We start from the raw sequence: 19,704 nt of genomic DNA, 5'->3' as shown, positions 1-19,704 counted from the left end.
CTTCTCCCCTTTCTAGCCAAAGTATTGTTGCATCAGACTATCGAATAACTTTTGTGTTTCATCGAGTGCTTTTTGTACTTTAACTTTTGATTTGTCGACTTGTTCTACAAGTGCATAATATCTATCTTGTACTTCTATCGGTGGTTTAATAATCTCAAAACTAGATACTATCGGAACATTAAGATTTGGCATTGTTTGTCCTACAGCCATATCTTCTATTGTTTTCTTAAATGATGGGAACGATATTGTTTTTTGAATGTAATCTGCAGTAACTTCTCCTTTAGTCCTTATAAGAATGCTTCCAGTTCCACACAAAAAACCTTCTTCTGAAACAACAGCACACCTGCCCATCTCACCTCTTCTTCCCATTACTACATCTCCCGTTTTTAACTGATACGCCGACAATTCTTTATATTTTTCATCCGAAATTGTCAGTTTATTATTTGGAGAAATCCTACCATCGACAATATGAGATGGATTAAGTAGCGGATGTCCGCCTACTATATAATCTTCCTTGTGTAACAACGAACCAAAAGGACCTATTTTTATATCTGCTAAATCAGAAAGTGCAACTTTATCGTACCCATACGGATTAGAAACCGGATCACCAAACATCTCGACAAATCGGGCTTTGACTAAAGTATCTAACACCGATAATTCTTGTTTTCTAAACCTAATAATGGTATTTACTTTTTCCAAAATTTTTACTATTTCATGTTGCTCTTCTATTTCAGGAACATTTATTTCGATTTCTGAAACTATTGCCTTTGATATTTCTTTAAATGTTGCACCTCTACCAAGCGAATTCAAAAACATAGTATTTCCTTTTAAGAACCAATATAAATATTTATTAAATATTTTCTCCGAACATATCAAATTTTTAAACCCTTGATTACAATACATTTCGCATCCAGCAATAGCAACTTTGCCAATAGGCGCTCTTGTCGAAAGAATCACTGTTCCCTCTGGAAATGAAGATAAGCCTGTTTTTTCAACCGCCAATTTCGTAATTTTCCGTACACTATCATTAATTATATATACATTCTCATTGAGCTCCGCCGGTGTTATCCATTTGACATCACCATCCCAATATTCTTCTATAGTAGTTTTAGGTGTACTCCCTGATACAATCTCACATATATCACCAAGTTTACATTTTTCCATCTACATCATTCCACACAAATCCGAATTTTCGAATCTGCCATCCTTTCTTCTATAAACCCAACAACCGTTCCAGCTCATCCATTTCTTTTCCGATTTCCAGCTCCAACTCCCGGATATTGGCCATGATTTCTGATGTTGGCGGATATTCCACCGGGGTGTATTCAATTTCTTTGTATTTATTGATACTGAGATCATAATCATTTTCCACAATATCTTTTTTCGGTACCATAAATGACTGGTCTGTTCGTTTCCGTTCTGCTTCTTTATCAAGGTTTTTGAAACGCTCTATAATATCCGGAATGTCATTCTCTGTGACCGGAGTACGTTTATCGTCCAGACTGAATCCATCTGCTTTCATATCGTAGAACCATACCTGATCTGTTCCACCGTGTTCTGTTTTTGTAAAAATGACGATCGCTGTGGATACTCCTGCATAGGGTTTAAATACACCGGAAGGCATGGATATTACAGCTTCCAGTCTTTGATTCTCAACGATTTCTTTTCGGATGGATTTATGTGCTCGTGATGATCCGAAAAGTACACCATCTGGTACAATACAGGCGCATCTTCCTCCAATTTTCATAATCCTCAGGAACAAAGCAAGAAATAAAAGTTCTGTTTTCTTTGTCTTGCAAACTTTAAGAAGATCTCCGGAAACAGATTCTGCATCCAGGCTTCCTTTAAAAGGTGGGTTTGCCAGCACAAGAGAATACTGATCTTTATCTGCATTCTGATCAGATAAGCTGTCCCGATACTCAATATAAGGATTTTCTATTCCGTGAGTCATCATATTCATGGCTCCAATACGAAGCATGGTGCGGTCCATATCGTATCCATGGAACATATGATTCATGTAATGATTTTTTTTCTGCTTATCATAAAAAATTTCTTCTTTTCTTTTTTCTTTCAGATATTCTCCTGCTGCAACCAGAAATCCGGAGGTTCCACATGCCGGATCACAGATAATCTCATCACTGGACGGATCCATCATCTCAACCATCATCCGGATAATATGTCTTGGTGTACGGAACTGTCCATTCCGTCCGGACTGAGCTATTTTTGAAAGAAGATATTCATATACATCTCCTCTGACATCTGCTGTCTGGATTTCATTCATAAGTTTGTAAATTTCATCCAGAGAATCCACCACTTTGGATAAAAGGAGTGGTGTCGGAAGCTTAAATATCGCATCGTCCATATATTTGGAATATGCACTGTTTTTATCATTATGAAGATTTTTTATAAACGGAAATACCCATTCCTGCATGATCATATACATTCTGTCTGCCGGAAAATCATGGAATACGGACCATTTCAGCTGACTTCCGTCAATTGTTCTCTCACCTATTTTTACTTCTCCAGAAAAAATACTCTGAAATGGCAAGCCAAGCATTGCACTTTCTCTTGCACGCATATTATCGGAATCATCCAGATCATGAATAAACATCAGGTATGTAATCTGTTCGATTACTTCCAGTGGATTGACAAGTCCTCCTGCCGCAAATATATCCCATAAACCATCTATTTTGTTTTTTAATTCACCAGTGATCATTTTTTATCTCCCATCTATTACTCATTATTCCAGGTATATTTCGTATACCTTCCGCCGCCGATTTTTAAAATTTTTTCTGCTGTCAGTAATTCTGCCAGTGTTCTCTGTATCGTTACCACACTAATATCCGGACACTTTTCTGCGATTTCCTTTTTTGTAATTGTTCCCAGAGTGTTTTTTATAATCTCTTCTATTCGCTCCGGTTTTGATATATTCTGCGTTATCAGCAATTTTATTCTTGAAGAAAACTCTCTGTATGCTCCTACGATAACGCCAAGCATATATTTTACAAATGGTACATAATCATTCTTATTCTCATACCAGTTCTCAGAACTTTCCCTTAAACATTCATAGTATAATTCCTTTGAATTTTCTATCATTCTCTCGATACTGATATATTTTCCCACAATATAGCCGGATCTGTACAAAAGTAACAGTGTAAGTAAACGGCTCATTCTTCCATTGCCGTCATTAAACGGATGTATGCATAGGAAATCCAGAATAAACATCGGAATCAAAAGAAGTGGATCTATTTCTCCTGTTGCCATTGCCTCTTCAAATGCTCTGCATAATTCTTCCATTGCTTCCGGTGTTTCCCATGCCGGTACTGGTTTAAACCGTATTTTTTTTATTCCCTGAGAATCTTCTTCCTCAATGACATTATCTGCAGTTTTATATTTCCCTCCAATATTGTAACTTTCAAATTTATACAAATCTCTGTGAAGCTGTAAAATAATCGCAGACTTTGGTGGGATATGGTCATGGCTTTCATGAATTGTATTCAATACATCTCTGTATCCGGCAATTTCCTGTTCATTTCTTGTCCTTGGCCTTGTTTTGTCTTTTACCAATTCCCGCAATCTGCTGTCTGATGTATAAATACCTTCTATTTTGTTGGAACTTTCCGTACTTTGAATTTTAGCGATTTCAACTAATTGTGTAAGAGTATCTGCTTTGGCCTCAATAAAAAGAGTTTGTTCTCCCTTAAATTCATGTATCTGTGTCAGATAAGATACAATTTCAGGAGTCAACAGATTTTTCCACTTTTCCTGATAATCAAACCGTCTCATATATTTTCCATCACCTTCTTTATCACTCTTTTTTCGATTTTATTTACTTCAAGTATATAAATCAATTTTATCATTGTCAACTTTAATTTAATCATTTTTGTAAAAATGATTAAATTGAAAGTGAAATAATAAAATTAAAAAGTCCAACAACAAATGCTTCTGCACGGATCTTCAGCATTTACTGTCGGACTTTTATCCTTTTTATTCCTTTTTGAAATATATCACAATATCATATTGTAGAGCAAAAGATTATTCTGCGTGGTCTTTCAAGTACTCTGCACGTCCCTCTTCGTAGAGGTTATTTCCCTCGCTGTCAATGATGACTACAAGCGGCATGTCTTCCACATAAAGCTTGCGGAGTGCTTCTGCTCCAAGGTCTTCGTAAGCAATAAGCTCTGCTTTTTTGATGCATTTTGCAAGAAGTGCACCTGCACCGCCGATGGCTCCGAAATATACGCCGTCATATTTTTTCATTGCATCTACGACTTCCGGAAGGCGGGCACCTTTTCCGATCATTCCTCTGGCGCCTACGGACATCATGGTCGGTGCATAAGCATCCATACGGCCGCTGGTTGTAGGGCCTGCGGAGCCGATGACTTCGCCTGGTTTTGCCGGAGTCGGACCTACATAGTAAATGGTAGCATCTGTAGGGTCAAAAGGAATTTTTTCTCCTTTTGCAAGGGCCTCGCACATTCTCTTGTGACCTGCATCACGGGATGTATAGATGGTTCCTGTCAGTAAAACCTGGTCGCCTGCATGGAGAGTTCTTGCCAGCTCTCTTGTCAGAGGCAGTGTGATCTTTCTTCTTTCCATATTAAAGCACCTCCGTTTTATGACGTGTTACATGGCAGTTGATGTTAACTGCACATGGCATACCTGCGATATGAGTAGGCATAGTCTCAATGTTCAGACCGATAGCTGTGGTCTTTCCGCCAAAGCCCTGAGGTCCGATACCAAGCTTGTTGATCTTCTCCAGCATCTCTTTCTCAAGATCTGCATAGTAAGGATCCGGGTTCTCTGTATTCAGAGGACGCATCAGCGCTTTCTTTGCAAGAAGTGCACATTTGTCAAAAGTTCCTCCGATACCAACACCAACTACCATAGGCGGACATGGGTTCGGACCTGCAGTTTCTACAGCCTCAAGAATGAAATCCTTGATTCCTTGAAGGCCTGCAGATGGCTTGAACATACGGATCTGGCTCATATTCTCGCTTCCGAAGCCTTTTGGTCCTACAGTTACTTTCACCTGATCTCCAGGAACGATCTCTGTATAGATCATAGCCGGTGTATTGTCACCTGTGTTTCCACGGCGTACCGGATCCTTGACAACGGATTTTCTCAGGTAACCTTTATCGTATCCGCGGCGTACACCTTCATTGATGGCATCATTTAAATCTCCGCCTGTAAAGTGGACATCCTGACCAATTTCAAGGAATACGCATGCCATTCCGGTATCCTGACAGATCGGAACATTCTCACTGTCCGCAATATCAAAATTCTCGATAATGTTATCAAGGACACCTTTTGCGATCTCGCCGTCCTCGCAGGCACGGCAGGTTTTGATAGCATCCTTCACATCTTCCGGGAGATGTTCATTGGCTTCGATACAGAGTTTTTCGATAACCTCTGTAAGTCTGCTTACTTCGATTTCTCTCATAATAGACTCCTTTCGCTTATCTCATATGTTTTTATTATCATAACATATTTTTAACTTAACGTTCGTGGCGGGCATATTTCGGCAGAAGCATAGGAGATACGTCTCCTGTATCAACGCCTGCATTTTTCAGTTCCTCTTCATATTTTCTGATATGATCCAGATTCATGGTGCCAAGCTCTACCTCTTTGCATTTGGCAGCTGCTTTTTTACCTGCATTTCTTCCAAATACAATTACGTCAAGAAGAGAATTTCCCATCAGTCGGTTTCTTCCGTGGATTCCGCCTGCTGCCTCTCCTGCAACCAGAAGGTTCGGGATTTCTTTTGTAAAGCCGTCTCCGTTGATCTCAAGTCCGCCGTTCTGATAATGAAGGGTCGGGTAGATCACGATCGGAACTTTTCTCATATCAATGCCGTAATTCATGTACATACGGAACATGGCAGGGATCCTCTTTTCGATAGTTCCCTCACCGCCCAGGATCTCGATCATCGGAGTATCCAACCATACACCTTTTCGTCCACCTGGAACTTCCACGCCACGGCCTTCCTCACACTCGCGGATAACACCGGAAGCATTTACGTCACGGGTTTCCAGCGGATGGATATAAGCTTCTCCGTTTGCATTTACAAGCTGTGCACCAACGGAACGAACCTTCTCTGTTACCAGGGCACCAAGGATCTGTGACGGATAGATCGCACCTGTTGGATGATACTGGATAGAATCCTGGTAAAGAAGGGAAGCGCCTGCTCTGTATCCAAGTACGAGTCCGTCAGCAGTTGCTCCGTAGTGATTGGAGGTCGGGAATCCCTGATAATGCATTCTTCCTGCACCACCAGTTGCAATTACAACTGTTTTTGCTCTTGCAACGGAATAGTCTCCGGTTTCCATGTTGAGAAGGACTGCACCGGCAGTCTGACCTTTTTCATCCTTCAAAAGTTCTACAGCGGAGGTAAATTCCACTACCGGAATCTTAAGATTTAAGACCTCATCACGGATAGTACGCATGATCTCTGATCCGGAATAATCCTTTGCAGCATGCATTCTCTTTCTGGAGGTACCGCCGCCATGTGTAGTGACCATGGTTCCGTCTTCTGCTTTATCAAACTCAACACCAAGGTCGTTGAGCCATTTGATCGCATCCGGTGCTTCCATTACCAGTCTTTTTACAAGCTCCGGTTTTGCGGCAAAATGTCCGCCTCCAAAGCAGTCCAGATAATGCTGTACCGGGGAATCATTTTCTTTATCTGCTGCCTGGATCCCGCCTTCTGCCATCATGGTGTTGGCATCACCGATACGGAGTTTTGTAACGATCATAACGTTGGCACCTGCGTTGTGGGCCTCGATGGCACAGGAAGAGCCTGCTCCGCCACCGCCGATGATCAGTACATCTACATCATAATCGATTTTTGTAAGATCGATTTTTTCGTTGAGCAGACGGCTTTCTGAATGGAGCATTTTTGTCAGTTCCAGTGGTGCTTTCTGTCCCTTGTTCGGTCCTACCTTGATCTCTGCAAATGCATCCGGGTTATAATCCGGATGGAATTTTTTGAGAAGAGCATCTTTCTCATCTGCACTCAGACGTCTTGGCTCTGTTGCCATACGCTCCGCTCTTGTAGCCTCTACCTTTTTGATGGATTCCATCATATTTTCTGGATATGGTGCATACATGTTTTACGCCCTCCTACTTCTCGATTTCTCTGCTGTTGTAAAGTTCCTGCATCTCTGTGATCGGCTTCTGCATGATCTTCTCGATCATATCGTCAAATTTGCCCTCGTGGATCTCTTCCACACGTTTCTCCAGATGCTCGCTTTTCGGCGCAATATATTTTCCGGTGAGACGTCTTGCCAGAAGGCCTACCATCGGATGGGAAATTCCTGCCGGACATCTTACGGAACAGCAGCCGCAGCTTACGCAGTCAAAGGATTCCTCTGCACATTTTTCAAGCTCGCCTCTCTGAGCATATGCAATATACTGCATGACATTTAAGTCCTGTGTACAGGCCTTTGTGCAGGCATTGCATCCGATGCAGCTGTAGATCTCCGGATAAAGCTCCATCATTACCTGCTGGTTCGGCTTAAGATCTTCTATATTATAAAGTCTCTTGTCTGTAGGGAAGAACGGGATACTTGCCACATACATTCCCTCCTGCACCTGTGTCTGACAGGCGAGACAGGTTTTCAGCTCATTCTGTCCCTTGATCCTGTAGATGGTCGCGCAGGCACCGCAGAATCCGTGTCTGCAGCCGCATCCTCTTTTTAATGTATAACCGGCATATTCCATAGCTGTCATAATGGTCAGATCACCGGGAACGCTGTATTTTTTACCGAAAAAATATACGTTTACCATATTATTTTCCATGTTGGTGTCCTTTCTTTTATCCAAATCGTACGCCATGTGGAACAGCCATCTCACACGTGCCCGTCGCAACGCTCTGCTGAACTAAGTACTAACTGCGACTAAGGAGTTCAGGAGAGCCTTCACTCCTAAGTCTTCGTAAGTACTGGATTTCAGCGCCGCTAAAACCGCTCCTAAAATGGGCATCTTAGCGAGATGGCTGTTCCACATGGCTGTGTACTGGCTATAACCAGCGCATATATTTGAAAGTTTCTTAAGGTGCAATCTATAACTTAGTACTCATTAGGTAATTCATCCACCTCATCACATCGGAATACTGGGCCGTCTTTGCAGACGTATTTGTCTCCGATGTTGCAGCGGCCGCATTTTCCGACACCGCATTTCATACGAAGCTCCAGTGTGGTATATACCTGATCTCTGGAGAAGCCCAGCTCTTCCAGTCCTGCCAGAACGAATTTGATCATGATCGGCGGACCGCAGACCAGAGCGGTCTTATTGGTATCAAAACCAATCTCCTTCAGATAATTCGGAACAAATCCTACATGACCGTCCCAGCCTTCCTGCTCGCGGTCAATGGTAAGATATACATTTACACCTTCTGTTTTCATCCATACTTCCTGGATTTCCTTAAGCTGCACCAGATCATCTGCGGAACGGGAACCATAGAGAATATCTACTGTTCCGTAATCCTCACGGTTATCCAGCACATAATTGATCACGGAACGAAGAGGTGCCAGACCGATTCCACCTGCGATGAACAGGAGATTTTTTCCCTTTAACTTATCTTCCACCGGAAAATGATTTCCGTATGGTCCGCGGACTGCGATCTCATCTCCAACCTGAAGGCTGTGGAGATAATCGGTAAGGGATCCGCATTTTTTGATGCTGAATTCCTGATAATCTTTTACAGTAGGAGAAGAAGTAATGGAAAACATACCTTCACTGACTCCCGGTGCACAGACCATGGCACACTGTCCTGGCATATGCTCGAAAAGCTTTCCACCCTCCGGAGCTTCCACACGGAAGGTTTTTACATCCGGTGTCTCCTGACGGATATCTGTGATCACGCCAACCTTGGGGATCAGCGTATCCAGTGTATAATTTTTATGACAGGTACATTCACTCATTCTTTTCACCTCCCTGTTTTTCAAAGGCCTTGATGACTTTTACGATATTTAAAGATTCCGGACATTTCTCCACGCAGCGGCCGCAGCCAACACAGGAGAACATGCCGTCATTATTTAACGGATAATAAACAAGCTTATGCATAAATCTCTGACGGAATCTCTGCATCTGGCTGGTACGGTTGTTTCCGTGAGCCATCATGGTAAAATCAGAGTACATGCAGGAATCCCAGCAGCGGTAACGGTGAACACCGTGCCCTGTGTCGTAATCCTTAATGTCATAGCACTGACAGGTCGGACATACGAAGGTACAGGTTCCGCAGGCAAGACAAGGCTTGTACAGTTTCTCCCATACAGGAGAATTGAAACGGTCCATGTATTCTTTCTGCGCCCATCCTTCCAGTGAAAGATGTGTATATGGAAGAAGCTCGATAATACCACGGATCGCCTTCTTCTCCTCTTCTACCTTTGTCTCATCAGCATCTGCCAAAAGCTCCTTCACAGCTTCTGTCAGAGCATTTCCTTTTTCTGTGAGAGGCTTCCAGAAAAGTTCTCCCTCGATGATCCAGGCTGCAACATCTGCTTCCGGATCTGCGGCATCAATGCCAAATACTTTACAGAAGCAGCTTTCCTCCGGTTCATGACAGGCAAGAGCTACGATAGTTCCATGTTCTCTTCTTGCCTGGTAAAAAGTATCCACCGGATCCCCAAGAAACACCTTGTCGAGGACCTTCACGCCCTGTACATCACAGGCTCTCATTCCGAATACGACAAAATTCTGGTCTTTCAGCGCCTGAGGCTCAATGCTGATATTTTTTCCGTCCTTTTTACAGGTATAGAGATTTTCACTCTGCGGAAAGAAAGCATCCTTCGGTGATTTCACGGTTTTCAGTGTTTCAAGGGAAACTTCTGCATCCTCGCTCCATGCCTTGAAGTTCACCTGTTCACTTACCTTTACCGGTAAATATAATTCCTGGTCTGCGGCAATTTTCCGGAATAATGCCGGCAGATTTTCTACTGCGATCTTATACATACATTATCCCCTTTCTGCCACGATCCCTGGCTCTACATCCTCAAAGGTAAAGCTGGTAAGCGGACCCTTTGACTCCGCATCCTCGCCTGCCTGATACTCACCGTAAAACGCATCAATATCCTTGATAAACTTACGGTTAAACAGATGAAGGGGAATTCCCTGCGGGCAGACTCTGCTGCACTCGCCACAGTCCGTACATCTTCCGGCTACATGGAAGGCACGGATCACATGGAACATCTTTTCCTCAAAGGAATCCACATTTGCCTTCTGGGCGCTGTCGAACTTGTTGCTGTCAAAAACGCATTTGCGGCAGCTGCAGGCCGGACATACATTACGGCAGGCATTACAGCGGATACATTTACTCAGCTCGCTCTGCCAGAATGCAAATTTTTCTTCCGGACTCATTGCCTCGATCCGCTCAACTTCTGCGAAACGGTCAGCGTCCTTTGTCTCCTTTGACTCACCGATCAGTTCATCGTAAATTTTATGCTCTTTTCCTTTACATACATGGCAGCGTTCCAGCATGGCATCTTTGTATGCACAGGTTTTTTCTCCGTAAACAGTATCCACAGTCAATGTCTCTGCATCTCCGGTAATCTCTGCTCCGGAAATTCCCCGGATACCCTTGATCCCCATTTTGCGGATCTTTTCAATATCCAGCTTTCCTTTACAGCCAACACCTACGATATAGGCTTTTTCTCTGTCTACACGATGCTCTTTCAAAAGCTGGTTAAAGCTATATGTATCGCAGGGCTTCAGACAGACCATGGTTTTTCCTTCCAGCTTGGAAGCTTCGATCATATACTTGCTTAAATTGGCACCGCAGAATCCATCATAAACAAAATCCTCCAGAGATTCCGGTGTTTCAAAATAGGCTGGTTCCGGATTAAAGGCAAGATCTCCGGCTTTCCACCCAAGAACCCGGACTACCGTGCCATCTGCAAGCAGTTCTTTTGCACGTTTTATCAGCTCCTGCATCTTATATCCTCCAATCTCACGTTTTTACCAAGTGAATGGATCTTCTCAACAAACTCATTCATAGTCTGTGAAAATTTCACGCCTTCTGCGGCAGATACCCATTCCACACGTGTTCTTCCGTTTTCCACCCCAATATAATCCAGCATTGAAAACAGAAGTGTCATACGTCTTCTTGCATAATAGTTTCCGGTACTGTAATGGCAATCTCCCGGATGGCATCCGCACATGATCACACCATCGGCTCCTTTTTCAAAGGCACGGAGGATGAACATGGGATTGACACGGCAGGAACATGGAACACGGATGATCTTTACATCCGCCGGATAGCTTAAACGGCTGCTTCCGGCAAGGTCTGCTCCGGCGTAGCTACACCAGTTACAGCAGAATGCCACGATCTTTGGTCTGAATTCTTCCTTTGTTTCTATCGACATATTGCATCCACCTCCGCGATAATCTGTCTGTTGGAGAAGCCCTGAAGGTCCATGGCTCCTGACGGGCAGGCTACTGTGCAGGCACCGCAGCCCTGGCAAAGTGCTGTATTGACAACCGCAACTCTTCTTGTCTCACGGATACCGTGATCGTTGACCTGTTTCTCCTCATAGGAAATCGCTCCGTAAGGACATACATTTGCACAGGTAGAGCATCCGTTACAGAGAAGCTCGTCGGATCTTGCCGTACATGGATTGGTTGTCAGCTTGTCCTTTGCAAGAAGCCCTATGGCCTTTACAGCCGCAGCTCCTGCCTGGGCAACTGTCTCCGGTATATCCTTTGGTCCCTGGCATACACCGGAAAGGAAAATTCCTGCTGTCGGTGATTCTACAGGACGAAGCTTTGCATGAGCTTCTGTAAGGAAATTGTTGGTGTCAATACTTGCAGTAAGCATAGTAGCGATCTTACGTACATCCGGATTTGGCTCAATAGCTGTTGCAAGAACTACCATATCTGCTTTCTTAAAGATCTGCTTATTATCAAGAAGATCCGAGCCCTGAACAAGAAGTGTTCCATCCGGCTGCGGAATTACTTTTCCTACCTGACCTTTGATGTAGTTTACGTTATACTGCTCAACTGCTCTTCTGTAAAACTCATCGAAGTTTTTACCAGGTGTACGGACATCAATATAAAATACCGTCACATTGGTATCCGGATATTTATCACGGATCAGCATGGCATGCTTAGCTGTGTACATACAGCAGATCTTGGAACAGTATGGCTTCCCGCGGTCATCGGAGCAACGGCTTCCAACACACTGGATAAATACGATCTCCTTCGGTGCTTTTCCATCGGAAAGGCGCTCAAGATGTCCTTTTGTAGGTCCTGCAGCATTCATGATACGCTCCAGCTCCAGAGATGTGATCACATCCTTGCTCTGGCTATATGCGTATTCATCATATTTGTCAAGCTTGATGGTATCAAATCCGGTTGCCACCACGATCGCTCCGTATTTCTGTGTTACGATCTCATCCTGCTGGTCGTAATCAATGGCTCCTGCCTGACATACTTTGGAGCAGACACCACATTTGCCTGTCTTAAATTTCAGGCAATGCTCTCTGTCGATCACAGGAACATTTGGAATCGCCTGTGCAAACGGAGTATAAATAGCTGACCGGTTGTTCAGCCCTCTGTTGAACTCATTTGGAATCTTTTTGGAAGGACATTTTTCCTGGCAGACTCCACAGCCTGTACATTTGTCCATGTTGACACTTCGCGCTTTTTTGCGGATATCAACAGTAAAATCTCCTACAAAACCTGCAACTTTTTCTACTTCACTGTATGTATAGATATTGATCTTTTCGTGAGCTGCAGCCTCCACCATTTTTGGAGTAAGGATACATGCGGAGCAATCCAAAGTAGGGAAGGTTTTGTCAAGCTGTGACATTCTTCCGCCGATACTTGGTGTTTTTTCCACAATATCAACTTCATAGCCTGCATCGGCAATATCAAGAGCCGTCTGGATTCCGGCGATACCGCCTCCGATGATCAGGGCTCTCTTTGTAACCTGGCTTTCTCCCGGCTGAAGAGGAGCATTTAAATTAACTTTTGCTACTGCTGCTCTTGCAAGGATCACGGCCTTCTCCGTAGCCTCCTGCATATCCTTGTGGATCCAGGAACAGTGCTCACGGATATTTGCGATCTCCACCATATATGGATTCAGGCCGGCCTTTTCCGCTGCTTTACGGAAAGTTGCCTCATGCATACGCGGAGAACAGGAACAGACAACCACTCCTGTGAGATTTTTTTCACGGATGGCTTCCTGGATCCTGGACTGTCCTGCTTCGGAACACATATACTGATAATCTTCTGCATGGACAACTCCTGGCTCTTTTGCAATGATCTCCACAACCTTTTTCACGTCTACCGTAGCGGCAATATTACTTCCGCAATGACAGACAAATACACCGATTCTCTGCACTTTCTCACCTCCTGTATCTTCTGAATGCACTTACCAGCAGCTGCTGAGGAAGATCCGGATCAAGAAGTTCCGGGATCTCATCTGGTGAAAGATAGTTGCCACCTTTTTCCCGGACAACAAGCTGTCTTGCCCCGTCAATGATCTTTCCGGGTTTTACGTCTCTCGGACAGCGCTCCACACAGGCAAAACAGGAAAGGCATTTCCAAAGGGATGCTGAATTTACAAGTGCTTCGATATTTTCATTGATCACATAGGATACAAACTGATGAGGTTTGATATCCATCTCGTCAAAAGAAGGGCAGGTTGCGGAACATTTGCCGCATTTCATGCATTTTAAAGGATTGGTTCCACTGATCTCCTTTATTTTTTCCGCAGCAGAATGGTTATCTCTCATTTTGCCACCTCCTCTTTGACGCCAAGGGCTTCTGCCAGAAGCTCTGTAAAATAGTAAACCGGCAGTCTGTTTCCGGCATTTTTATTCAGATTATATTTGCACAGTGGACAAGCAGTGATCAGCATATCTGCGCCAAATCCGGCTGCGCTTTCTTCAATCTTTTCACACATATTCTGTGACATTTCTTTTTCTTTCAAGGATATATATCCTCCACAGCATTCATTTCTGTAAGGATAGATCACAGGCTCAGCGCCAAGGGCACGGATAAAATCCTCCATGATCCTTGGATTTTCCGGATCATCAAATGCCATGATCTTTCCAGGTCTCAGAAGCAGACATCCGTAATAGGCTCCGATCTTCTTTCCGGTAAAAGGATTTACTACTTTTTCTTTCAGTTTATCAAAACCGACTCTGTCCCGGAGAACCTCCAGATAATGGAGAACGGTTGTCTCTCCTTCATAGGGAGCTTCCAACTGCATATAATTGTTGGCTCTGGTCCGGATATCTTCCACATTTTTCATATCATCATTGACACGCTTGATCACATGATGACAGGCTGAACAGATCGTCACCAGATCCTGGCCTTTTTCTTTTGCCTGGTTTAACGCACGGACGGAAGAAAGCTTTGTGGCGATCTCGTCTGTGCCAAGCGGATAAACACCACCACAACACTGCCAGTCCTCGATCTCCTCAAGCTCAAACCCAAGGGCTGTGGCACTGGCTCTGGCATACTCATCCAGATCTTTGGCCTTTGTTCTCAGGGTGCAACCCGGATAATAACTGTACTTCATACCTTTCATTATCCTTTCTTAGTCTAAAATCTGACGTTTATAGTAGATATTCTTGTTCATATATTGTCTTTTTTTTAACGATACATGAATAAAAAAATGAAATCTCAACTAACACTTATTTGAGTTTTTTTATCAATTTGCACCCAAATAAAAGAGAAAAACACTCTTCCTCCGCAATTAAGAAGTGTATTAGCTCGATTTCCGAAATCATCATATCACGTTATTTCTGTTTCGACAAGGCTTTTTCGATATTTTTTTGTGTTTTTTTTAACGTACTTTTGAAAAACCTTATCATTTACGATCCTGCTTCCATGATAATTTTCATTTTCGGGCATAAAAAAAGCTCCGGATCTCTCCGAAGCTTTTTTGCTCCTATCAGTAAATAATGATCGGATAACCTGCATCAATGGTGTTATAGATCAGTGCTGCCTGATCCTTAGGCAGATTGATGCAGCCGTGGCTTCCGTTGGTTTTATAACGGTTCCCGCCAAAGGATGACTGCCAGGATGCATCATGAAGTCCCTGCCCGTAGACAAAAGGCATCCAGTAATTAACCTTTACGTTGTATCCATACTCAGAGCTTGACAGATTATAGGGACTTGCTTTGTATGCGATCGGCCATGCACCACGATATGTTTCACGCCCCTTCACCGGCTTACCACTGACAATATCTGTTTCCGTCACAAGGCTTCCGTCCTTATACAGCCACAAATGCTGTGCATCCAGACTGACCTCTATGTAACTGCCTGCCAGATCGTCTGTTCCGTTTCTCTGGTATCCTTTTTTGCTGTAAACAGGCTCTCTTGTTACAGCAGTACCACTTTTCAGGTCTTCCAGAAGCTGCGCATATTCTCCGTCCTGATCGATCCGGTATCCGTACTCATTTCCCTCAATGGTCACATCCGTTCCCGCAGATGTATGAAAGGTGCGGGGAACATAAATGGTATTGTATTTGTTGGCAAGCTCACTGATGTAGGCTTTAATGGCTTCTTCATCTAAAGTCAGCGTCTCCCCCTCAGCCTTCAGCCAGGATGTGATCGTATCGGAATCCAGAACAGCCGTTTCACTTCCGAATGTATAAGTTACTGTACTGCTGCGGTATTTCTTCAGCTGGCTGTTCAGGTCTGTAATCTTATTTTTCATATCCTCTGTTACAGTGACCGTCGGGCTTACATACACATGCTTGTTGATCGGTACTGTGATGGTATCCCCAAGCAGAGCCGTATCAAATGCTGCGTTCAGATTTGTGTCCACGGTAGTCTCCAGCTTATCCGGATCGATTTCCGTCCCCTGTACCTGTTTCACAAGGGTGAATTCTTTTTTCTCCTTATCGTACTGAATGGCTGCATCAACAGAAGCTTTTCTTTCTTCCGTACCGAAATTTGAAAGATCGAGAGCCTGCTTTTCCTGCTCCTCATCTTCCTCGATCTGACATTCCGGTTCTATATTTTCTTCCTTTGGAAAAAGCTTCCGGCTCTCTTCCCGCTGTTTCTGAATTTCTGTAAGCTTACTCAGAAGGGCTTCTTCATTGAGACTGTAGCCCAGCTCTTTCAAAGTAGTACTGTAAACTTCCTGATCATTTTCCTGAAAGGATACCGGACGATCTGCAAATTCCGCAGTGATCTTTTCTTCTGCCTGCTTTGCATCCAGTCCGGAAACATCCACTCCCCATATGGAAATCTTCCGTCCCAGCGTATTGTGATCTGCCAAGTATGTATAGACAAATAACCCTGCCACTGCCAGGATTGTTACGCCAATGCAGATCCCAAGTATGATCTTCAGTGTCTTTTTACTGATGGTTGATCTTTTCTCCATACCCTTATCCCTCGAGTCTTATGTAATATATGTTATGTTGTCACACTGGCTGTTATTATAATACAATAAATCCCATTTTCTGTAAAAATGACTTATCCCGGATCCTTCTGATCCGGTAAAAAAAGACAGACTGCCACTCCTCGCGAAAATCTGTCCTTTCATACGTTTCTTTTTTATGTTTCTGTCAGCAGTATTTCCGAACGGATCTTCTGCTGCTTATTCCGGCATTACGATCTTACCTGCGATCGCACAGGCTGCTGCAGTTTTCGGAGATGCCAGATAGATCTGAACCTTGGAAGTTCCCATACGTCCCAGGAAATTACGGTTGTTGGTTGCCACAACCTTCTCCCCGTCTGTCAGGATTCCGCCGGTTCTTCCGCAGCAAAGTCCGCAGCCCGGATGTGTAATGATAGCCCCTGCTTCCGCAAGAGTATCCAGAATGCCAAGCTCAATAGCCTGACGGTAAATTTTGCGGCTGGCAGGAGTCACGATCAGCTTTACAAAGTCTGCAACCTTTTTGCCCTTCAGCACCTCTGCTGCCGCCATAAGATCCTCCAGACGTCCGTTGGTACAGGAACCGATGAATACCTGGTCGATGGTCTCACCCTGAAGCTCACTGACATCACGGATCTTGTCCACCTGAGACGGACATGCCATTACCGGCACAAAATCCTCTGCTTTATAAGTTATGGTCTTCATGTAGACAGCATCCTCATCTCCCACAAGACTCTTCTGATAATCATCAAGCTCTACGTTGCAGTAAGCAGCTGTCTTCTCATCCGGTGTGAAAAGTGCACATTTCGCACCGGCCTCAATTGCCATATTCGCCATAGTCATACGGCTTGCCACAGACATATTTTCAATGGTGCTTCCGGAAAATTCTAAAGCACGGTAAGTAGCTCCATCTGCACGAAGGTCACCGATCAGGCGGAGGATAATATCCTTGGACATGACATTCTCCGGAAGTTCTCCGTCGATCACAACCTTTATGGTTTCCGGAACCTTGATCCACATGGTTCCTGTTCCCAGGATGCTGGCCATCTCTGTGTAACCGATGCCGGAAGAAAACGCACCGACACATCCATAAGTCGTGGTATGGCTGTCTGTGCCAAATACAATATTACCGGGTTTAACATAACCTGCCTCAGTCATAAGCTGATGACAGATACCGTCACTTCTGTGTACGTTTTTCATGCCATATTTAGCTGCAAAAGCATCTCCCACATGGAAATGTCTGGTATCATCCTGCTGACTTGCCGGTACAAGATGGTCATAGATCAGAACAACCTTGTCCGGATCCCACAGCTTCTGAAAGCCCATCTCCTCAAATTTTTCCGCTACAAACGGAATAAAGATATCATGGATCATCACTCTGTCCACATTGACCGTCACGATATCACCAGGCTTTACTGCCTTACCTGTATTATGTCTGATAATTTTTTCAATGATCGTCTCGCCCATTATTTCTCTCCTCTCCGTTTTTTAGTCCAGGCCGTTCAGCTTACGCATGGCTTTTACCAGTCCGCCAGCCTGGATGATATCCATCAGATTCTCTGGAAGAGAAGCGATCGGGTACTGTTTTCCATTGTGCTCTACATGCTCATTCATTACTACCGTAACCTGATCTCCCTCTTTTACATTGTCATGAAGATCCGGCTGCTCAATAAGAAGAAGGCCGTTGTTAATGGAGTTGCGGAAAAAGATCCGGGCAAAAGATTTCGCAATGACACACTGCACACCCAGTGCCTTGATGATCTCCGGTGCCTGCTCTCTGGAGGATCCGCATCCGAAGTTCTTTCCTGCTACAATAATGTCGCCCTTTTGGATCTGTCCGGCCAGCTCCGGACGAAGGGGACTGAATCCGTATTGTTTCATATCGTCAATGGTTTTCAGTGCAAGGTACTCCGTCGGGATAATGATATCCGTATCAATATCGTCACCAAGTACCCACACTTTTCCTGTAAATGCTTCCATATGTATATCTCCTGTTTATTCCGTTCCGTATCATCAGGCAAATGTTTTCTGTCTGCCCTGTTATAAGAACCCACGCCGAAACGGATCATCCTCTGATAATTTCTGAATATATTATTTAAATCTTTTCTAAAACTCTTATACTCTGTCAGCAGTTGCGATCTCACCTGCAACGGCAGATGCAGTAACTGTTGCCGCAGATCCCAGGTAAACCTTGGAGCTCGGATGCCCTGCACGTCCCTTGAAATTACGGGTTCCTGTGCTGATCAGAACCTCATTCTCGCCGATAACACCCTGGCAGCTTCCCCAGCATACACTGCAGTTCGGGTTCATAACAATAGCCCCTGCTTCCATGAAGATATCGATAAGCCCCTCCTTTAATGCCTGACGATAGATGGTCTGGCTTGCAGGAACAACCAGGAAACGAACTCCCTCTGCAACTTTTTTGCCTTTGATCACCTCTGCGCCTACACGGAGATCTTCAATACGGCCGTTATTGCAGGAGCCAAGGAACGCTTCGTTGATCTTGATGCCGCAGGTCTCCTCAGCCGGAACCACATTGTCAACAAAGTCTGGCTTCGCTACAACCGGACGGACTTTTGAAAGATCAAAGGTATACTCTCTTGCGTAAACAGCATCCGGATCGCTGTGATATACCGCTTTTGGCTCACGTCCATGCTCTTTCAAATATTCCAGAGCTTTATCATCAGCCTCAAAGATTCCTGTCTTCGCACCGGCCTCAACAGCCATGTTGCAAAGTGCCATACGGTCGCTGATGCTTAAGGTTCTGGCGCCCTCACCGGTAAACTCCATTGCCTGATAGTTGCAGCCGTTTGCCCCGATCTCACCGATAATGGTAAGGATCAGATCTCTTGCGTAAACACCCTCAGGAAGCTTCCCTGTCAGGTTAAATTTTACGGTTTCCGGAACCATGACCCAGGAAGTTCCGGTTACCATTCCGTAAAGGAAATCTGTACATCCTACACCGGTACCGAAAGCACCAAGTGCTCCGTAGGAACAGGTATGGCTGTCAGCACCGAAGATCAACTGTCCCGGACGGACATAATTCTCGATCATGATCTGGTGGCAGACACCCTTTCCTTCCCAGAAATCAATATTATTTTCTCTTGCAAAATCTCTCATCTTTTTCTGGGATGCCGCTGTTTTCGGGCTGTCAGACGGTACGTTATGGTCTACGATAAATACCAGCTTCTTTGTATCTGCAATATGAGGATTTTTTAATTTATTGTTGTACATATCAACAGTCAGATGTGTGGTTCCGTCATTACTCATCAGATGATCCAGTGAAACTGTATAGATATCTCCGGGTTTTACACTGTCCACTCCAGCCGCTGCCGCGATGATTTTTTCTGCGATCGTCATTCCCATCT

Annotated in this window: 18 protein-coding genes; all 18 read right to left on the bottom strand. The window is 44.2% G+C overall.

Going from position 1 to position 19,704, the window contains the following annotated elements:
* Positions 1-12: 12 nt before the first annotated feature.
* A complete protein-coding gene (locus ABCM67_RS03175) occupies positions 13-1,164 on the bottom strand; it encodes a restriction endonuclease subunit S (RefSeq protein WP_147603057.1) in 1,152 nt (383 codons plus the stop codon).
* 49 nt (positions 1,165-1,213) lie between these two features.
* A complete protein-coding gene (locus tag ABCM67_RS03170; protein ID WP_147603058.1) occupies positions 1,214-2,716 on the bottom strand; it encodes a class I SAM-dependent DNA methyltransferase in 1,503 nt (500 codons plus the stop codon).
* Positions 2,717-2,733: 17 nt separating this feature from the next.
* On the bottom strand, positions 2,734-3,786 hold the full coding sequence (locus tag ABCM67_RS03165; RefSeq protein WP_147603059.1) for a Fic family protein: 1,053 nt from the start codon (positions 3,784-3,786) through the stop codon (positions 2,734-2,736).
* A 249-nt stretch (positions 3,787-4,035) separates the two neighbouring features.
* The gene (locus ABCM67_RS03160) at positions 4,036-4,599 is read right to left on the bottom strand and encodes a Fe-S-containing hydro-lyase (protein WP_022426051.1); all 564 of its coding nucleotides are present in this window, start codon (positions 4,597-4,599) and stop codon (positions 4,036-4,038) included.
* A gap of 1 nt (position 4,600) precedes the next feature.
* Entirely contained in the window at positions 4,601-5,443 is an 843-nt protein-coding gene (locus ABCM67_RS03155; RefSeq protein WP_021652988.1) for a fumarate hydratase, read from the bottom strand.
* A gap of 55 nt (positions 5,444-5,498) precedes the next feature.
* The gene (locus tag ABCM67_RS03150; RefSeq protein WP_022426050.1) at positions 5,499-7,109 is read right to left on the bottom strand and encodes an FAD-dependent oxidoreductase; all 1,611 of its coding nucleotides are present in this window, start codon (positions 7,107-7,109) and stop codon (positions 5,499-5,501) included.
* A gap of 13 nt (positions 7,110-7,122) precedes the next feature.
* The gene (locus ABCM67_RS03145; protein ID WP_021652990.1) at positions 7,123-7,800 is read right to left on the bottom strand and encodes a 4Fe-4S dicluster domain-containing protein; all 678 of its coding nucleotides are present in this window, start codon (positions 7,798-7,800) and stop codon (positions 7,123-7,125) included.
* 269 nt (positions 7,801-8,069) lie between these two features.
* A complete protein-coding gene (locus ABCM67_RS03140; protein ID WP_015524689.1) occupies positions 8,070-8,924 on the bottom strand; it encodes an FAD/NAD(P)-binding protein in 855 nt (284 codons plus the stop codon).
* Positions 8,917-9,954 carry a 4Fe-4S dicluster domain-containing protein gene (locus ABCM67_RS03135; RefSeq protein ID WP_147603060.1) on the bottom strand — a complete coding sequence of 346 codons (1,038 nt, stop codon included), beginning with the start codon at positions 9,952-9,954 and terminating at the stop codon, positions 8,917-8,919. The genes ABCM67_RS03140 and ABCM67_RS03135 overlap by 8 nt, the downstream gene beginning before the upstream one ends.
* Positions 9,955-9,957: 3 nt before the next feature.
* A complete protein-coding gene (locus ABCM67_RS03130) occupies positions 9,958-10,932 on the bottom strand; it encodes a 4Fe-4S dicluster domain-containing protein (RefSeq protein WP_015524687.1) in 975 nt (324 codons plus the stop codon).
* Complete coding sequence (locus tag ABCM67_RS03125) at positions 10,920-11,363, bottom strand: hydrogenase iron-sulfur subunit (protein ID WP_015524686.1); 444 nt, start codon at positions 11,361-11,363, stop codon at positions 10,920-10,922. Before ABCM67_RS03125 ends, ABCM67_RS03130 begins: the two co-directional genes overlap by 13 nt.
* Entirely contained in the window at positions 11,354-13,342 is a 1,989-nt protein-coding gene (locus ABCM67_RS03120; protein ID WP_022426048.1) for a CoB--CoM heterodisulfide reductase iron-sulfur subunit A family protein, read from the bottom strand. The genes ABCM67_RS03125 and ABCM67_RS03120 overlap by 10 nt, the downstream gene beginning before the upstream one ends.
* A gap of 4 nt (positions 13,343-13,346) precedes the next feature.
* Positions 13,347-13,736, bottom strand: a complete 390-nt coding sequence (locus ABCM67_RS03115) for a 4Fe-4S dicluster domain-containing protein (RefSeq protein ID WP_118063559.1) — start codon at positions 13,734-13,736, stop codon at positions 13,347-13,349.
* Positions 13,733-14,527, bottom strand: a complete 795-nt coding sequence (locus tag ABCM67_RS03110) for a CoB--CoM heterodisulfide reductase iron-sulfur subunit B family protein (RefSeq protein ID WP_044962411.1) — start codon at positions 14,525-14,527, stop codon at positions 13,733-13,735. The genes ABCM67_RS03115 and ABCM67_RS03110 overlap by 4 nt, the downstream gene beginning before the upstream one ends.
* A gap of 375 nt (positions 14,528-14,902) precedes the next feature.
* Positions 14,903-16,342: a L,D-transpeptidase family protein gene (locus ABCM67_RS03105; protein ID WP_147603061.1), complete on the bottom strand. Its 1,440-nt coding sequence runs from the start codon at positions 16,340-16,342 to the stop codon at positions 14,903-14,905.
* Between the two features lie 216 nt (positions 16,343-16,558).
* Positions 16,559-17,803, bottom strand: a complete 1,245-nt coding sequence (locus ABCM67_RS03100) for a 3-isopropylmalate dehydratase large subunit (protein ID WP_147603062.1) — start codon at positions 17,801-17,803, stop codon at positions 16,559-16,561.
* A gap of 21 nt (positions 17,804-17,824) precedes the next feature.
* On the bottom strand, positions 17,825-18,316 hold the full coding sequence (locus tag ABCM67_RS03095; RefSeq protein WP_015524680.1) for a 3-isopropylmalate dehydratase small subunit: 492 nt from the start codon (positions 18,314-18,316) through the stop codon (positions 17,825-17,827).
* Between the two features lie 135 nt (positions 18,317-18,451).
* Positions 18,452-19,702 (bottom strand): aconitase/3-isopropylmalate dehydratase large subunit family protein, encoded by a 1,251-nt coding sequence (locus ABCM67_RS03090; protein ID WP_138277378.1) that lies wholly within the window; start codon positions 19,700-19,702, stop codon positions 18,452-18,454.
* Positions 19,703-19,704: the final 2 nt, after the last annotated feature.

Source organism: Blautia sp. 2227st1_G12_2227SCRN_220401 (assembly GCF_039062885.1).
Classification (GTDB): Bacteria; Bacillota; Clostridia; order Lachnospirales; family Lachnospiraceae; genus Blautia_A; species Blautia_A fusiformis.
The sequence above is the reverse complement of the archived record's forward strand: the minus strand, read 5'-3'. Positions and strand labels throughout refer to the sequence as shown.

Excerpts from the sequence above, each read along its gene's own strand:
- ABCM67_RS03140 (WP_015524689.1), bottom strand. The coding sequence starts at position 8,924 with ATGAGTGAATGTACCTGTCATAAAAATTATACACTGGATACGCTGATC.
- ABCM67_RS03130 (WP_015524687.1), bottom strand. The coding sequence starts at position 10,932 with ATGCAGGAGCTGATAAAACGTGCAAAAGAACTGCTTGCAGATGGCACG.
- ABCM67_RS03100 (WP_147603062.1), bottom strand. The coding sequence starts at position 17,803 with ATGGGCGAGACGATCATTGAAAAAATTATCAGACATAATACAGGTAAG.
- ABCM67_RS03095 (WP_015524680.1), bottom strand. The coding sequence starts at position 18,316 with ATGGAAGCATTTACAGGAAAAGTGTGGGTACTTGGTGACGATATTGAT.
- ABCM67_RS03090 (WP_138277378.1), bottom strand. The coding sequence starts at position 19,702 with ATGGGAATGACGATCGCAGAAAAAATCATCGCGGCAGCGGCTGGAGTG.
- ABCM67_RS03105 (WP_147603061.1), bottom strand. The coding sequence starts at position 16,342 with ATGGAGAAAAGATCAACCATCAGTAAAAAGACACTGAAGATCATACTT.
- ABCM67_RS03165 (WP_147603059.1), bottom strand. The coding sequence starts at position 3,786 with ATGAGACGGTTTGATTATCAGGAAAAGTGGAAAAATCTGTTGACTCCT.
- ABCM67_RS03115 (WP_118063559.1), bottom strand. The coding sequence starts at position 13,736 with ATGAGAGATAACCATTCTGCTGCGGAAAAAATAAAGGAGATCAGTGGA.
- ABCM67_RS03160 (WP_022426051.1), bottom strand. The coding sequence starts at position 4,599 with ATGGAAAGAAGAAAGATCACACTGCCTCTGACAAGAGAGCTGGCAAGA.
- ABCM67_RS03110 (WP_044962411.1), bottom strand. The coding sequence starts at position 14,527 with ATGAAGTACAGTTATTATCCGGGTTGCACCCTGAGAACAAAGGCCAAA.
- ABCM67_RS03155 (WP_021652988.1), bottom strand. The coding sequence starts at position 5,443 with ATGAGAGAAATCGAAGTAAGCAGACTTACAGAGGTTATCGAAAAACTC.
- ABCM67_RS03145 (WP_021652990.1), bottom strand. The coding sequence starts at position 7,800 with ATGGAAAATAATATGGTAAACGTATATTTTTTCGGTAAAAAATACAGC.
- ABCM67_RS03135 (WP_147603060.1), bottom strand. The coding sequence starts at position 9,954 with ATGTATAAGATCGCAGTAGAAAATCTGCCGGCATTATTCCGGAAAATT.
- ABCM67_RS03175 (WP_147603057.1), bottom strand. The coding sequence starts at position 1,164 with ATGGAAAAATGTAAACTTGGTGATATATGTGAGATTGTATCAGGGAGT.
- ABCM67_RS03170 (WP_147603058.1), bottom strand. The coding sequence starts at position 2,716 with ATGATCACTGGTGAATTAAAAAACAAAATAGATGGTTTATGGGATATA.
- ABCM67_RS03150 (WP_022426050.1), bottom strand. The coding sequence starts at position 7,109 with ATGTATGCACCATATCCAGAAAATATGATGGAATCCATCAAAAAGGTA.
- ABCM67_RS03125 (WP_015524686.1), bottom strand. The coding sequence starts at position 11,363 with ATGTCGATAGAAACAAAGGAAGAATTCAGACCAAAGATCGTGGCATTC.